The sequence below is a fragment of the Collinsella aerofaciens genome, from assembly GCF_019131995.1.
Taxonomy (GTDB): Bacteria; Actinomycetota; Coriobacteriia; order Coriobacteriales; family Coriobacteriaceae; genus Collinsella; species Collinsella aerofaciens_S.
Window position 1 is genome coordinate 16,277 of record NZ_JAHONA010000004.1, and the last position, 15,463, is coordinate 31,739.

The window sequence follows — 15,463 nt, forward strand, 5'->3', positions numbered from 1 at the left end:
TCTGTAACATCTGGAACCGATTTGGACGGCTACCTGTTACAGATTGAGATTTTGCTGGCGGGCCCCACTTGGTTGTCTCAATCTGTAACAACTGGAGAAGATTTTGGCTGCTAGATGTTACAGATCGAGACATTGGCCACCCGTCTATCCTTATATCTCAATCTGTAACAGATGGACCCGTTTTGAGTGGCTAGATGTTACAGATCGAGATCTTTCTGGGACGTCCACCTGTTTGTCTAAATCTGTAACAGGTAGAGGTTCAAAAACCGTCTAGGTGTTACGGATCGAGACAAACTGCTGCGGAGTGCCGTCATCGACTGCTACACAGGTCCCAACTGATGAATTTGTCCTGATAGGTGCCCTGCTGCAGCATTTCGCGGCTACAATAATGCGGTTACAACGACGTAATGCACTCAATGCAAGAAAGGATCCGCATGGCAAGCCTGTCGGATGAAATCTCGTCGCGCCGCACATTCGCGATCATCAGCCACCCGGACGCCGGTAAGACCACGCTTACCGAGAAGCTGCTGCTCTATACCGGCAGCATCCAGACTGCCGGCTCGGTCAAGGGCAAGAGCTCGGCCAAGCATGCCGTCTCGGACTGGATGGACATCGAGAAGGAGCGCGGCATCTCCGTCACCTCCTCGGTGCTGCAGTTCACCTACAACGGCGCCTGCGTCAACATCCTCGATACCCCCGGTCACCAGGACTTCTCGGAGGATACCTACCGTACCCTTATGGCCGCCGACGCCGCTGTCATGGTCATCGACGGCGCCAAGGGCGTCGAGGCCCAGACCAAAAAGCTCTTTAAGGTCTGCACGCTGCGCCACATTCCCATCTTTACCTTTGTGAACAAGCTCGACCACGAGGCTCGCGACCCGTTTGAGCTCATGGAAGAGATCGAGAATGTCCTGGGTATCAATACGTATCCCATGAACTGGCCGATCGGCAGCGGTCGTAACTTCCGCGGCGTGTTCGATCGTCAGACCCGTCGCGTTATCGCCTTTGAGGGCGATGGTCACGCCAACGCCACCAAGAAGGTCGCCGAGGTCGAGGCCGAGCTGGGCGACCCCGCCATGGATGAGCTCATTGGCGAGGAGAACCATAAGAACCTAATGGACGATATCGAGCTGCTCGATGGCGCCGGCGACGAGCTCGACTTGGATGCCGTGGCCTGCGGCAAGCTGAGCCCGGCGTTCTTTGGCTCGGCGCTCACCAACTTTGGTGTGGAGCCCTTCCTCAAGGAGTTCCTGCGTCTGGCCCCGACGCCGCGCGCCTATACCGATACGCTCACCAGTGAGCCGGTCGATCCTTGCCGCGACGACTTTAGCGGCTTTGTGTTTAAGATTCAGGCCAACATGGACAAGAACCACCGTGACCGCATCGCCTTTGTGCGCATTTGCTCGGGTAAGTTCGAGCGCGGCATGGATGCCTTTCACGTGCAGGGCAACCGCAAGCTTAAGCTCGCCACGGGCACGTCGATGATGGCCGACGACCGCGCCATCGTGGACGAGGCGTACGCGGGCGATATCGTGGGCCTCTTCGACCCGGGTATCTTTAGCATCGGCGACACCGTGTGCTCCGGCAAGCGCCACGTGCAGTATCCGCAGATCCCGACGTTTGCCCCCGAGATGTTCGCTCGCATTACGCAGGTCGACACGCTCAAGCGCAAGCAGTTCGTCAAGGGTATGGAGGAGCTTGCCCAGGAGGGCGCCATCCAGATTTTCCGCGAACTGGGTGCCGGCATGGAGAGCGTCATCGTGGGCGTGGTCGGCGTGCTGCAGTTTGAGGTGCTCGAGCGCCGCCTCAAGGCTGAGTACCGTGTTGAGGTTCGTCGCCAGCCGCTGCCCTATACGGACATCCGCTGGATCCAGAACGACCCCGACACTATCGATATCCCGGGCCTTTCGCTCACGCGCGACACGCTGCGTGTCGAGGACATGCGCGGCGGTAAGCTACTGCTGTTCACGAGCCCGTGGAACGTGGATTGGGCAACCGACCACAACCCCGACCTTATCCTGTCGGAGTTTGGCAACGTAGCCTTTTAACGCATTGGCGCGGTGGTCCTGTGGGGCTGCCGCGCCGTTTGTTTGCCTTATGCCGCGCGAGCGGCTATCATACCCACCGTCGTCTCAAGACCGGGGCGTCCGAGCAGTTCGGGTCCGATATCCTGCTCGTTAAACCTAAAACCAAAGGAGTACATAATGATCAAGAAGGTCATGGAGGACTACAAGGTCCTGTTGCGGAGCATTCCCGCGGCAACGGTTTCGCTGTTTTTCGTGAGTGTCATCATGATGAACCTGCTGGCCAACAAGGAGCTTATCAGCCTGCCGTATCTGGCGCTCGATTGCGGCTTTGTGGTGAGCTGGGTTTCGTTTTTGTGCCAGGACATGATCTGCAAGCGCTTTGGCGCCAAGGCATCCATCAAAATCTCTATCCTCGCGCTGCTGGTCAACCTGGCCGTGAGCCTGTGCTTTTGGGCATGCTCGCTCACGCCCGGCATGTGGGGCGCCTACTACGACACGGGCATGATCGAGGTCAACACTGCCCTTAACGCCACCATCGGCGGCACCTGGTACGTGGTGCTGGGCTCTTCGCTGGCAATGCTCGTTTCTGCCGTGGTCAACTCCACGCTCAACCAGTCGCTCGGCCGTATGCTCAAAAAGAATAACTTTGCGAGCTTTGCCTTCCGTTCCTATGTGTCTACGGGTGTTGGCCAGTTTATCGACAACCTGGTCTTTGCCATTGTGGTGAGCCACACGTTCTTTGGTTGGACCTGGGTGCAGGTTCTTATGTGCTCGCTGACCGGCGCTGTTGCCGAGCTGCTGTGCGAGGTCTTCCTGAGCCCCGTGGGCTACAAGGTCGTGCGCGGCTGGGAGCGCGAGAATGTGGGCTCCGAGTACCTCGAGCGCCACGCAACCGCCTAAGGAGCAAGTATGCGGGTTTTGATCACGGGCGCTTCGGGTGGTATCGGAGCCGCGTGCGTGCAGCGCTTTTTGGACGAGGGCCACGAGGTCGTGGGCTTTGATCTGCTGCCGCCGGCGATCGAACACGAGCGCTACCGCCATCTGATCGTTGATGTCCGCGAGCCGGACTCGTTTCCAAGCGACCTTGAACCCCAGGTAATCGTGAATGTTGCCGGTACGCAGGATTCGGCCGACGACATCGCCGCCAACCTGTGTGGCACCATCAACGTGACCGAGCGCTACGCCTTTGTGGGGGAGGGGCTTGTCGCCAAGCCGGCGCCGGCTATTAAATCCGTGGTCAATGTGGGGTCGGCGAGCGGGCATACGGGATCGGAGTTTCCCGCCTATGCTGCCAGCAAGGGCGGCATTATCGCCTACACCAAGAACCTTGCAAACCGGCTGGCACCGCAGGCCATCGCCAACAGTGTGGACCCGGGCGGCGTTATCACGCCGCTCAACCGTTGCGTGATGGAAGACGAACACCTGTGGAACCAGATTATGGAGCTCACACCGCTTAAGCGCTGGGCCACCGCCCAAGAGATCGCCGAGTGGATCTACTTTGTGGGCGTGACCAACCGGTTTATGACCGGGCAGAGCCTGCTGATCGATGGCGGCGAGGCCGGCCGCACGCAATTTATTTGGCCCGAGTAGGAAACGCGCCCGATGGAAAGCCGTCGGGCGCGTTTTTGATGTATCGATTTTTAGCCGAGGCAAGTCCAGTTGACGGGGGTCGAGCCGTGCTGTTCGAGTAGCCGATTGGCTGCCGAGAAGGGGCGCGACCCCATAAAGGCGGGGAGTTCTGCCGTGGCACGGTTGGCCGAAAGCGGCGAGGGATGCGTAGAGGCTAGGCAGAACTTGTCGGTTGCCTTGCCCGCGCCGGTCGTGGCGAGCTTGCCTTCGACCATCTGCTGGGCAAAGCGGCCCCATGCCAAAAAGACTACCGGTTGGGGCAGCTGACAGCAGCGTTCGATAACGTAGTCGGTGAGCGTACTCCAGCCCAGTTTGGCGTGCGAGTTCGCGGCATGCTCGCGCACGGTGAGCGTGGTGTTGAGGAGCAGGACGCCCTGCTGTGCCCATGGGGTTAGGTCTCCCGTGGCGGGAATAGGGCAATCCAGATCGGCTTTGAGCTCCTTATAGATGTTGCGCAGGCTCGGCGGCAACTTGGTTTGCGTCGCGGGGACCGAGAACGACAGTCCCATTGCCTGGTTGGGTCCGTGATAGGGGTCCTGACCCAAAATGACAACCTTGACCTGGTCGGCCGGCGTATAGACGAGGGCATTGAGGATGTCGTCTTGTGCCGGGTAGATAGTCTGCTCGGCACGCAAAAGGGCGATGCGCTCGAGCAGCTGGTTCGTCGTGTCACGTACCGGCTGCGGCGCATCGCCCAACCAAGTTGCTATGTTGCGATCGCGGCTCGCGGCTTCCATGGGGCTCCTTTACGTCAGATGCTCTGTTGGCATCTATTGTAAAGGTGTCCGGAGACCTTTATGCCACGGCTGTATGAAGAGTGGGGTCTACGAGACGTGCTCGGGCGCTCCTGCCATGCGAGCCTGTCCATGTGCGCGGAGGCGCGGAAGCTCGACGGTTGCCACCATGACGCCGGTGAGGATGAGAGCGGCGCCAAGGAAGGCGATGGGGCTCAGGACCTCGCCGACCAAGAAGAACGAAAAGACGGCGGAGCATACCAGCTCGAGCGAGAAGGCGAAGCCGGTGGTCTCGGCAGGCACGTGGGGCTGCACGAGCGTTTGGGTGATAAAGCCATAGGCAGAGCAGATGAGTGCGAGTGCGATGACGACCACGACCTCGCTGGACGTGCCGGGAAGCGTGAAACCGCCAAAGGTGAATGCGGCAATGCCCGAGAACAGGCCGCCGAAGCCCAGCTGCCAAACGCCCAGGGCCAGCGGGTCGACTTCTTCGACAAAGCGCTTGGCGACAATGATATGTCCAGCGTAGACAAAGGCCGAGAGCAGCATGATGATCGCGCCGGGATTCAGGCTGGTAAAGTCTGCGCCCGAGAGCAGCAACATACCGCAGGTGACGATGGCGGTGCCGACGAGCACTTTGCGCTCGGGGGCGCGACGCAGCAGGGCGGCGTTGGCAAACGGCACGATTACGACCGTCAGGCTCTGCAAAAAGCCGGCGGTGGAGGCGGAGGTGAGGCTGGAGCCCAGGCACATGCAGGTGAGCTCGGTTGCCATGATGGCACCGATGATGGCGGCACGAACCATAAGGTCGCGGTTGATGCGCAACGCGTGCTTGTGGAAGAGCAGCAGGCAGACCACAAAGGCGATGATGCAGCGTAGCGCGACGATGCTCGTGGCGTTCATGCTGTCCATACCGATCTTCATGAGGGGATACGAAAAGCCCCATGCGACGGGAACGGAAAATGAGAGCGCGATTGCTTTTTTGCGATCCATGGGACTCCTTTTGTTACAGAACGGTTTCGCAAAAAGGATTCTGCTCCCAGAATTGGATGTAGTAAAGCGAATGTATCTTCAGTATGATTAAGAAACGCTAATGTTGGCAGAAAAAGCCCTGGCAAAACGTTTTACGGCTGCATTGATGTGGAGGCACGATGGCATCGCGGTATCAGATTGTTTGTATGGTGGTCGATCGCGGCAGCCTTAAAGGCGCAGCGGACGAGCTGGGCTATACGCAAAGTGCGGTGAGCCAGGCCGTCAAGGCGCTCGAGCGCGAGCTGGGTACCACGCTTATCGAGCGCGGTAAGCAGGGCGTTTCGCTTACGCGCGACGGCAAACAATATCTGCCGTACCTGCGCCAGATCGTGACCGCCGAGGCCGAGCTCGAGGGCAAGCGCCAGGAGCTGCTGGGGCTTTCGTCGACCGATATTCGCATCGCGACGTTTACCAACGTGAGTCGTACCGTGCTGCCGCGTGTGATCCGCGACTTTGGGGCCCTGCACCCGGGGGTGCACTTTACCCTCAAGCAGGGCGATTACACGCGCAACGCTCAATGGGTGCACGACGGCGTGGTGGATTTTTGCTTTACGGCGCGTGGGTTTACCGCAGGGCTCGAGAAGCGCGTGGTCTATCACGATGAGTTGGTAGCATTGTTGCCGGCCGCGCATCCGCTGACGGCAAAGGAAAAGGTGACACTCGCCGACCTGGCGTCCGAGCCGTTTGTGCTGCTGGATGAGGGCGAACAGAGCCTGGTGCTCGATGCATTCGCGGCGCATGGGCTGTCGCCGCACGTGACGAGCGAGGTGACCGACGACTACACCATCATGGCGATGGTGGAGGAGGGCCTAGGTGTGAGTATGCTGTATCGCCGTACCGTCGAAGGCATGCGGGCCGATATTCGCGTACGTCCCATCGTGCATGCCCCCTCGCGCGATGTGGTGGCCGCCTGGCGCAGCTGGGACACCATGCCCATCGCCACGAGGCGTTTTATCGGCTATATGAGCTCGCATATTGTCAATTAATGACTGGCGTGGCGTTGAGTGCGGCGTTTAGCGGGCTGTCGCTTTGGCTTTGGTGGCGCGATAGGTGCGTGCCGGGTGGCAGAGTAATACCGCTACGACCATAAAGAACGCCGTGGTGCCCAGGCTGATGGGGTAAACCATCATGATGTTCGCAAAGGTGCGGAAGTGCGGGAACACGCAGAACACCCAGTAGAAGCGAATGCCGCAGACGCAAATCATGGTGATGAGGGCGGGCATGAGCGAGATACCAAAGCCGCGCAGGTAGCCGGACATGTTTTCGTAGAACATGCTAAAGGCGTACGCCGGGAAGATCGAACACACGCGGATATAGCCGATCGAGACGATGTTGGGATCGCTGTTGAACAGCGACAGGATCTCGCGCCCCAGGCTGACAATAACGATGATCGTGGTGAGTGCAACGATACCGCCTTCGACCAGGCAGACCTTGAGCGTCTTGGTGCAGCGGTCGATCTGGCGAGCACCGTGATTTTGTCCCACAAAGGTGGTGCACGCCTGGCTAAAGCTGTTGAGCAGGTTGTAGCACACGTACTCCAGGCTCATGGCGGCGCTCGATGCTGCCATGACCTCGGTTCCCAGGCTGTTGATGGCAGACTGGATGATGATGTTGGCGACGGCAAAGACGGCGCTCTGGATGCCGGCGGGCAGGCCGATCTTGACGATGCGCTTGAGGGCGACGGGGTCGATAGCCAAGTCGCGCGGGGTGACACGGACGACGGAGTCGGTCTTGAGCAGGCGGACAAAGAGCGTAGCGGCGCTGACGGTGTAGGCGATGGCGGTGGCGATGGCGACGCCCGCGACGCCCCAGTGGAGTATGGGGACAAAGATGAGGTCCAGGCCAATGTTGAGGACGGTGGACACGGCAAGCGCCTGCAGCGGCATGCGGGTGATTCCGACGGAGCGGAAGATCGCGGCCTCAAAGTTGTAGAGCAAAATCGAGGGCATGCTCAGCAAAAAGACGCGTAGGTAGAGCGAAGCGAGCGGCATGGTTTCGGCGGGAACGTTGAGCGCGGCGAGCATGGGCTCGGCAAAGATCTCGCCCAGAGCGATGACGACAAAGCCCACGAGCGCCATTAAAATCGAGGTATGGACGGCGCGCTTGACCATGTTCTGATCGTTGCGGCCGATAGCGTTGGCGATGACCACGTTGGAGCCAAGCGATATGCCAATAAACAGGTTGAGCATAAGGCTGGTAAGCGGAACATTGGAGCCGACCGCCGCCATGGCGAGGGTTCCCTGGTCGCCCGAGAAGTTACCGATGATGACCGTGGCGATGAGGTTCGACAGCTGCTCCAAGATGCTCGTGGCGGCCACGGGGAAGGCGAACAGGGGAATATTGCGCCACAACGAGCCGGTGGTCATGTCAATGTGCTTAGATACGGTGTCAGCCATGCGCTCTCAATCTCTAATATGCTCTTTCGTGCTTATTTGCGCAGATGATGATACTCCTAATCGCCTAGTCATTGGGGAAGGCGTGCGACAATGGTGGGTGTTGTGTTGTTCGCGCTAAGGAGTTGCCATGTTGTTGTGTCCCGTTTGCCATGAGCCGTTGGCGGACAATGAGCGCGGTGCTGCATGCGCGGGCGGACACCGGTTTGACCGTGCGCGCGAGGGCTATCTATACCTCCTACGCTCGTCCAAGAGCGGCGATTCCATGGGCGATCCCAAGTCGCAGGCGCGCAGCCGACGTGACTTTCTGAACCGCGGCTACTATGCGCCGTTGCGCGATGCGATGGTTGAGCTGGTGCGCGAGCGGGTGTCTGGACGTGCCGCGTCTACGAACTGTCCCATGACGTTGCTCGATATTTGCTGTGGCGAGGGCTACTACACCAGCGCCATGGGCGCGGTGCAAGGCGTGGACGCTTACGGGTTTGATTTGGGCAAAGAAATGGTGCGCCTGGCCGCCAAGCGCGGCGATGCGACCTACTTCGTGGCCAACATGAAGGATATCCCCGTGGCCGATGGCGCCTTCGATATGGTGACCGAGCTTTTTGCCCCCTTTAACGAGCGCGAGTTTGCCCGCGTGCTGGCGCCCGAGGGCTCACTCTATACCGTGGTGCCGGGCGCCCGTCATCTCTTTGGGCTTAAGGAAGTGCTCTACGATACGCCGTACCTTAACGACGAGAAGCTGCCGCAGACCACTGAGCTCGAGTTGGTCGGAACGCAGCGGGTGTCTGCGAATATTACGCTTCAGACGCAGGACGACATCGAGGCGGTGTTCCAGATGACGCCGTACTACTACCGCACACGCCCTGCCGACAAAGAGCGCCTGGCAAATTTGGACACACTTCAAACCGACATCGACTTCATCATCGCCGAGTACCGCCACAGCTAACAACCTGCCAAAAAGGGACAGGTTTATTTTGGCAGGTTTTATCTGGGCAAATGCAAAGGGCCGACCGCGGAGATGCGCGATCGGCCCTTTTTAGTCGCCTGGCTGCAGAGGTTATGAGAAGCGAGCGCTTACAGGCGGTCCTTGTTCTCGGCCTTAACGGCGCGCGCCTGCTGTACAAAGAACAGGTCGTAGACCACGATGACAAAGGCGACGATATTGACGGAGCTGCCGCCGAGCGCGGGAAGCGTGAGCACAGCCTGCGCAATCGTGGCGATTGCGGCAACGATGCCGAGCTTAAACGCGCCATCCACCTGCGAAGGCTTGTTGGCGCCCTTGATGCCCGCAACACCCGCGGCAAGATCGACAACGCCCTTGGCGACCAGCACGACCGCGGCGAGCATGGCGTTCGATCCGTAGGTGGACTCGAGCTTGCCGGTCGCGATGCCGGCGATTCCAATGACGAGACTGGCGATGCCCAGAACAAAATAAATCAGGGCAAGGATTTTGAGTGTCTTGCGAGCGGCGCTCATAGCTGGTCCTTTCGATGCGGGCGCGGAGAATCTGTCGCACCCAGGTTGTGGCACATATCGTGAAGCACATTGTAGTTCAACGGGGCGATGCATGCGTTTGAAAGCGTCTCTCGCCTGTACGGTCCAACCTTTCAAAAAGGAAAGCTGGACGTAAGTCAAATCGATGGCAGCGTATGCGCGGCGCTGCGATGATGGGGTCATGGTAAGAGCTAGACCGAAGGAGAAGCCATGATGTACGGAGTCAAGCAAGTGCGTGAGCCGCGGTCTTTGGGAAGGCGCATGGGTGATTCTGTGATCGCTGCCGTGTGCACGGGATTGATGGCGGTGCTTTGCATTGGGATGCTGTGGGCCATGTCGCATGTGGGACAATAGCGGACGGTTGGGTGCCGGCATAAACGGCGCTCACGTATTCGTTTTGCTTGTTAAGGAGTACCCATGGGCGTCGTCGATCCCTTTTCTGTTGCTCGGGCCGCGGGGCTTGAGCTGACCGGGAAGCCCGAGGGCCTCACGCTCACTGACGGCACGATGGAGCTGCGCGCCGATTTTGACCGCATGCTGCCGCGGCTCAAGCAGGGCCGTCTGCGGCAAGAGCTGCTGGTAAAGGCTGCGCGCGCAAAAGGCATCGAGAGCCCATGGGCGATTGACGCCACGGCAGGCTTTGGCGAGGATTCGCTGCTGCTGGCGACCGCGGGCTTTACCGTCGATCTGTATGAACAGGATTGCGTGATCGCGGCGCTCCTCAAGGATGCCTTGGATCGTGCGGCAGATGATCCGGCGCTTGCGACAGCCGTGGCACGCATGCGCTTACATGCCGGCGAGGACAGCATTGCCGGTCTTCGCCATACAGCTGAGCTGATCGAGCAGGGCGAGCTCGCCGCTCCCGACGTGGTGTATCTGGACCCCATGTTTCCCGAGCGCACCAAGAGCGCGGCGGTTAAAAAGAAGTTCCAACTTTTGCATCATCTGGAACAGCCGTGTGCCGATGAGGAAGCGCTGGTCGAAGCCGCGCTTGCGGTGCACCCGCGCAAGGTCGTTATCAAGCGGCCGGTGAAGGGGCCACTGCTTGCCGGCGTTAAGCCGAGCTATCAACTTGCGGGCAAGGCCGTTCGCTACGATGTTTTGGTGCCACCGCGCCCGTAGCTTGCGTGCGATGGTTGGCGCTCCGTCAGTGCCGTGCCGATGCGGGGTCTATTTCCAAGGGTGCGACGTCAGGTGCCAGCCACCGCAGTATTCGCATTTGTAGCAGGCCAAACCGCGCCGCCCGCGGTTTTCGCAGTCGGCCATAACGGCCTCGGCCTCGGCGCGCGTGTCGTAACGGTTTTTGCGCTCGCACGACTTGTAGCGCCAGGCCTCATCGCGCTCGGCGTCCAGGGCGTCGCGGCGCTCGTCCTCGCGTGCAAACAGGTCGCTCATATCGCCGCCGGTGGCAGTGCTCAAAAACTCGCTTTTTGCTTTTGACCAGGCGGCTCGCTTTTTGCTCCCCATCTGCATCGCGCCCCTCTCCAAACGTTGGTATCATTGCTCAATCAAAGTGATACCAATAAACGTGAGGTCGCCGCGTGATGATCAGAAAAACCCTCGATACCGACATTCCCGCTGTCATGGCTATCTATGACGCGGCCCGCGCCTTTATGCGCGCGCATGGCAACGCCACACAGTGGCCCGAGGGCACGCCTTCTGCCGAGCAACTGGCTGCCGATATCGCCGCCGGTGGCAGCTATGTGTGCGAAGTCGATGGCCGCGTGGTGGCGACGTTTGCCTTTTTGCCGGGCCCGGACGAGTGCTATGACGTAATTGAGGACGGGCAATGGCGCAGCGACACTCCGTACGCCGTGCTGCACCGTGTGGCGTCCGATGGCACCGTGCACGGTATCGCGGCTGCGATGTTTGCCTTTGCCAAGGAGCGTGCCGATCACCTGCGCATCGACACGCATCAGGACAACCTGCCCATGCAGGGCGCGAGTATTAAGGCGGGGTTCGAGCGTGCCGGCGTCGTGTATGTGTCGGACGGCACGCCGCGTGTTGCGTTCGACTGGCTGCGTGAGGCGTAAGAGTAGGGGCACGTGTCAACAATTCGCACGAACGAAAATGGTCCCGGGTGGGGCCATTTTCGTTCGCTGCGCTGATTTGCAAGCCGGCTTTCGCAAGGCGCGAACCTACGAAAATCGCCGCGCGGCAACGCAGGGCGATGAGCTTGGTCGGGGGATAGGGCCCGCTTCGCCCGCCGGCTCGTAAATTGTATCATCCAGTGTGGAACGAGGACGCCCGTTGCCGCGTGCGATGGGCTTGTAGCTTGTAATAAGAGGAGAGCCATGTCGAAGCAGGCAGTCGTTGGAATCTTGGCGCATGTCGATGCCGGCAAGACCACGTTGGCCGAGGCCATGTTGTTCAACGTGGGTCGCATTCGCAAGCGCGGCCGCGTGGACGATGGCGATTCGCATCTGGACACTAACGCGATCGAGCGCGAGCGCGGCATTACGATCTTCTCGTCGCAGGCCGTGCTCGACCACGGCGATACCCACGTCATGCTTGTGGATGCGCCCGGCCACGTCGATTTTTCGGCCGAGGCGGAGCGCACGCTGCGCGCGCTCGACTATGCGATTTTGGTTGTGGGTGCCAACGACGGCGTGCAGGGGCACACCGAAACCCTGTGGCGCCTGCTTGCGCGCTATGACATTCCGACGTTCATCTTTATCAACAAAATCGATTTGGAGAATCCCGGCCGCGATGTTTTGCTGGCACAGCTTGGGCAACGTCTTTCCGAGGGCTGCCTGGATGCCAGCGAACTGTTGGTGGGTGGTGCCGTTCAGGAGGACGCTGCTGCGTTGGACGAGGCGGCGCTCGAGGAGTTTCTCGACGCAGGGGAGCTTTCGACTGCCACGCTTTCGCGGCTGGTCGCAGAGCGAAAGTTGTTTCCCTGCTTTGCGGGCTCGGCGCTCAAGGACCAGGGTGTGGCAGAGCTACTCGACGGCATATGCGCTTTGATGCGCGAGCGAACATGGCCCCAGGAGTTCGCCGCGCGAGTCTACCGCGTGAGTCGTGGAGACCGTGGCGAGCGTCTTGCCTGGGTCAAGGTGACGGGCGGTGTACTGCGTGCAAAGCAAGTTGTCGAGGGATGCTCTGGCGCCTCCACTTGGGAGCAAAAGATCGACCAGGTGCGCATCTATAACGGCGAGAAGTATGAGCTTGCCCAAGAAGTTGCTGCTGGCGGTATTTGTGCCGTGACGGGCCTTGCGCACGTTCGCCCAGGGGATGCCTTGGGGGCGGAGCCCGTGGGCGATGCGCCTGTCATCGCTCCGGTCCTCACCTATACGGTGCTTCCGGGCGAACACGATGTCCACGCGGTGTTCAAAGCACTGACAGAGTTGGCGGACGAAGATCCCATGCTCGGCGTAAGCTGGAACACTCATCTTGAGCAGATTTATTTACAGCTGATGGGCGCCGTGCAACTCGAGGTCGTGCAGCGGGTGTTGGCCGATCGCTTTGGCCTTTCGGTTGCGTTTGAGTCTGGCGGCATTCTCTATAAGGAGACTATTTCGCAGCCGGTCGAGGGCGTGGGCCATTTTGAGCCGCTGCGCCACTATGCCGAGGTACATCTGCGCCTGGAGCCGTTGCCAGCGGGTTCGGGCGTGCAGTTTGGCACCGTGACCTCGACCGACGAACTCGATCTTAACTGGCAGCGTTTGGCACTCACCAACGCCATGGAGCGCGATCACCTGGGCGCGCTGACCGGCTCGCCCATCACCGATGTGTGCATTACGCTCACGGGCGGCCGTGCGCATGCCAAACACACCGAGGGCGGCGATTTTCGCCAGGCCACGTACCGCGCGATTCGCCAGGGGCTCATGCAGGCGCGTGAGGCTGGCGCGGCGGTGCTGTTGGAGCCGTGGTATCGCTTTGAGCTCGAGGTGCCGGGGGAGTGCGTGGGCCGGGCACTCTCGGATGCCACGCGCATGGGTGCCGAGTACGAGCCGCCGACGATGGCGGGAGACCGGGCGAAGCTTGTGGGTCGCGTGCCGGCATCTGAGGTGCAGGATTACGCGCTGGAGGTGGCCGCCTATACGAGTGGTCGTGGGCATCTGTACCTAGAGTTCGCCGGCTATGCGGCTTGCCATGATGCCGAGCGCGTCATCGAGACGGCCGCCTATGAGCCCGAGGCCGATCTGCCCAACACGCCCGATTCGGTCTTTTGCTCCCACGGCGCCGGTTACACGGTCAAATGGTACGACGTCCCCGAGGCAGCCCACGTAAAGGTCGATCCCTCCACCTTCCGCCCCTGGCGAGCAGCAGACGCCGAGTTTTTCGGCCACATGTGACAGAGGGGCAGCCCCTTTGGCAGATTCAGTTGGTATAACTCGGTATAAGTTGGTATAACTATTACCAGGGTTTGCCAATCCGAGGAGGCCGACATGAATCCAAATCCCTTTAAGCCAACGGCAGGCAAGCGGCCTCCGATGCTCATTGGTCGCGAGTCGGTCATCGAAGATTTCGAGGAAGGGCTCGATAACGGCGCCGGAGCGCCGGGCAGGCTCATGCTCATTACGGGAAACCGCGGCTGCGGCAAGACAGTTCTCCTGCGGGAGCTGCAACGTCTGGCCAGCGAGCGCGGATGGGCGGTTGTCTCCGATTCCGCTTCGCTTGGCTTATGCGACCGCTTGGCCGACGCGCTTCGCTCGAATAAACCCGTTGTGACGTCAATGGAGTTCGGTCCTTCGTTTGGCCGGATGTCGGTCGAGGCGGCGCGAGCAAAGGGCGAGACGTTGCGAGGGCTGGTCAACGAGCGCCTTAAGAAGCTCGGTCCAGGCAAGGGCATACTGTTTGCGATTGACGAGGCGCAATCGGCGTCTATCGAGGAACTGGCGGCTCTTGCCGTTCTCTATCAGCAGGTGCTCGGAGACCAGGATGCCACGGGATTACCCGATAGCGACCAGCGCGGTCTTGCGCTGGTTTTTGCCGGCTTGCCCAGTATGGTTGACGATCTGCTCGAAGAGCCGAGCGTGACGTTTTTGCGCCGCGCCCAGCAGCGTACGCTGGGGGCGATATCTTTGCCCAAGGTGCGCGATTCATATATCCAGACGGTCAAAGACGCTGGTCTTTACGTTGACGCGGAGACGGCGGACCTTGCGGCACGCAAGAGCATGGGGCATCCCTATATGGTTCAGCTGGTGGGATATTACATGTGGCGGTCTGCTGTCCGGCGTGGCTCGCAGGTCATCGAAAGGCGCGATGTCGAGGATGGCCATGCGGATGCCGTCTCCGAGTTCTACGAAGCGGTTGACGCGCCCCTGTATTACGGGCTGCGCAGTCCACAGCGCCTCTTTATCGAGGCCATGGCGGTTGACGAGGACAAACCGACGCGCATGGCGGATATCATTGAGCGCTGTGATCGTACCCAGAGCTGGGCGAGTAAATATCGCGCAAGCCTGATTCGCGAGCGCGTCATCGAGGCTGCCGGATACGGTCTCGTCCGGTTTACTGTGCCCATGCTGGGCGAGTACATCCGCGACCGCATTTTATGGCACGAGTAATGTGAAAAGGGACGGCCCCTTTGTGACATCGATAGATGTGAGGTCAAAACATGGCGATTCAAACTGAGCGATTGACGCTTCGTCCGTGGCGCGAGACAGATGCGGCGAGCTTGTATGCATACGCGAGCGACCCGGACGTGGGGCCGGCTGCGGGCTGGCCGCCCCATCGAAGCATTGAAGAAAGCAGAGAGATCATTCGGACGGTCTTTACGGCGCCCCATACCTTTGCCATTTGCCTGCCTGAGACAGACGAGCCCGTGGGCAGCATCGGGCTCATGCCGCCTCGCTGTGAGTCGAACAGCCAAAGAGGCGGACTCGAGTTCGAGGTGGGCTATTGGATCGCCAAGCCGTTCTGGCGCCGAGGCTTTGCTCCCGAGGCGGTGCAAGCCATGCAGCGCTATGCGTTCGAAACACTTGGCTGCAAGGCATTTTGGTGCGGATACTACGAGGGCAATAACAAGTCGCTACGCGTTCAGCAAAAATGCGGCTTCATGCCTCATCACGTTGAACGCGACGTGCCCTGCGAGCTTATGGGCGATGTGCGTACCGAGTACTTTACGTATTTGACCCGCGAAGACTGGCGCAGGCAGGCACAGTGCAAGTAATGTGACAAAGGGACAGTTCCTTTGCCACGTTCGGCTAAC

At 60.1% G+C, this 15,463-nt stretch carries 15 protein-coding genes; 10 read left to right on the plus strand and 5 right to left on the minus strand.

Features of this window, described 5'->3' with window-relative positions; genetic code table 11:
• The first annotated feature begins 434 nt into the window (after nt 1–434).
• The 3 genes from KSY82_RS02065 (at nt 435) to KSY82_RS02075 (ending at nt 3,617) form a co-directional block, all read left to right on the plus strand.
• Nucleotides 435–2,048, plus strand: a complete 1,614-nt coding sequence (locus tag KSY82_RS02065) for a peptide chain release factor 3 (protein ID WP_055252215.1) — start codon at nt 435–437, stop codon at nt 2,046–2,048.
• A gap of 156 nt (nt 2,049–2,204) precedes the next feature.
• Nucleotides 2,205–2,927: a VUT family protein gene (locus KSY82_RS02070; protein ID WP_022093974.1), complete on the plus strand. Its 723-nt coding sequence runs from the start codon at nt 2,205–2,207 to the stop codon at nt 2,925–2,927.
• A 9-nt stretch (nt 2,928–2,936) separates the two neighbouring features.
• Nucleotides 2,937–3,617 (plus strand): SDR family NAD(P)-dependent oxidoreductase, encoded by a 681-nt coding sequence (locus tag KSY82_RS02075; protein WP_217750152.1) that lies wholly within the window; start codon nt 2,937–2,939, stop codon nt 3,615–3,617.
• A gap of 50 nt (nt 3,618–3,667) precedes the next feature.
• On the opposite strand, the gene KSY82_RS02080 is transcribed toward KSY82_RS02075, so the two are convergent.
• Entirely contained in the window at nt 3,668–4,393 is a 726-nt protein-coding gene (locus KSY82_RS02080; RefSeq protein ID WP_217750151.1) for a uracil-DNA glycosylase, read from the minus strand.
• A gap of 87 nt (nt 4,394–4,480) precedes the next feature.
• Nucleotides 4,481–5,383 (minus strand): DMT family transporter, encoded by a 903-nt coding sequence (locus KSY82_RS02085; RefSeq protein WP_217750150.1) that lies wholly within the window; start codon nt 5,381–5,383, stop codon nt 4,481–4,483.
• A gap of 158 nt (nt 5,384–5,541) precedes the next feature.
• Between KSY82_RS02085 and KSY82_RS02090 the strand changes: the two genes are divergently transcribed.
• Nucleotides 5,542–6,408, plus strand: coding sequence for a LysR family transcriptional regulator (locus tag KSY82_RS02090; protein ID WP_217750149.1), 867 nt, complete (start codon nt 5,542–5,544; stop codon nt 6,406–6,408).
• Between the two features lie 27 nt (nt 6,409–6,435).
• Here KSY82_RS02090 and KSY82_RS02095 read toward each other — a convergent pair whose 3' ends face one another.
• Nucleotides 6,436–7,818 (minus strand): MATE family efflux transporter, encoded by a 1,383-nt coding sequence (locus KSY82_RS02095; RefSeq protein WP_217750148.1) that lies wholly within the window; start codon nt 7,816–7,818, stop codon nt 6,436–6,438.
• 127 nt (nt 7,819–7,945) lie between these two features.
• On the opposite strand from KSY82_RS02095, the gene KSY82_RS02100 reads away from it, so the two are divergent.
• Nucleotides 7,946–8,761: a putative RNA methyltransferase gene (locus KSY82_RS02100; RefSeq protein ID WP_217750147.1), complete on the plus strand. Its 816-nt coding sequence runs from the start codon at nt 7,946–7,948 to the stop codon at nt 8,759–8,761.
• 128 nt (nt 8,762–8,889) lie between these two features.
• Here the strand turns inward: KSY82_RS02100 and KSY82_RS02105 are convergent, their stop codons facing one another.
• Complete coding sequence (locus tag KSY82_RS02105) at nt 8,890–9,291, minus strand: hypothetical protein (protein ID WP_217750146.1); 402 nt, start codon at nt 9,289–9,291, stop codon at nt 8,890–8,892.
• 435 nt (nt 9,292–9,726) lie between these two features.
• On the opposite strand from KSY82_RS02105, the gene KSY82_RS02110 reads away from it, so the two are divergent.
• Nucleotides 9,727–10,431: a class I SAM-dependent methyltransferase gene (locus KSY82_RS02110; RefSeq protein WP_217750145.1), complete on the plus strand. Its 705-nt coding sequence runs from the start codon at nt 9,727–9,729 to the stop codon at nt 10,429–10,431.
• Between the two features lie 48 nt (nt 10,432–10,479).
• Here KSY82_RS02110 and KSY82_RS02115 read toward each other — a convergent pair whose 3' ends face one another.
• Entirely contained in the window at nt 10,480–10,728 is a 249-nt protein-coding gene (locus KSY82_RS02115; RefSeq protein ID WP_229025960.1) for a hypothetical protein, read from the minus strand.
• Between the two features lie 125 nt (nt 10,729–10,853).
• On the opposite strand from KSY82_RS02115, the gene KSY82_RS02120 reads away from it, so the two are divergent.
• The 4 genes from KSY82_RS02120 to KSY82_RS02135 all read left to right on the plus strand — a co-directional run bounded on the left by KSY82_RS02120 (nt 10,854) and on the right by KSY82_RS02135 (nt 15,424).
• Nucleotides 10,854–11,342 carry a GNAT family N-acetyltransferase gene (locus KSY82_RS02120; RefSeq protein ID WP_195233106.1) on the plus strand — a complete coding sequence of 163 codons (489 nt, stop codon included), beginning with the start codon at nt 10,854–10,856 and terminating at the stop codon, nt 11,340–11,342.
• A 261-nt stretch (nt 11,343–11,603) separates the two neighbouring features.
• Nucleotides 11,604–13,607, plus strand: a complete 2,004-nt coding sequence (locus KSY82_RS02125; RefSeq protein ID WP_217750144.1) for a GTP-binding protein — start codon at nt 11,604–11,606, stop codon at nt 13,605–13,607.
• A gap of 93 nt (nt 13,608–13,700) precedes the next feature.
• Nucleotides 13,701–14,819, plus strand: coding sequence for a DUF8462 domain-containing protein (locus KSY82_RS02130; protein ID WP_217750143.1), 1,119 nt, complete (start codon nt 13,701–13,703; stop codon nt 14,817–14,819).
• A 50-nt stretch (nt 14,820–14,869) separates the two neighbouring features.
• The gene (locus tag KSY82_RS02135) at nt 14,870–15,424 is read left to right on the plus strand and encodes a GNAT family N-acetyltransferase (protein WP_217750142.1); all 555 of its coding nucleotides are present in this window, start codon (nt 14,870–14,872) and stop codon (nt 15,422–15,424) included.
• Nucleotides 15,425–15,463 lie beyond the last annotated feature (39 nt).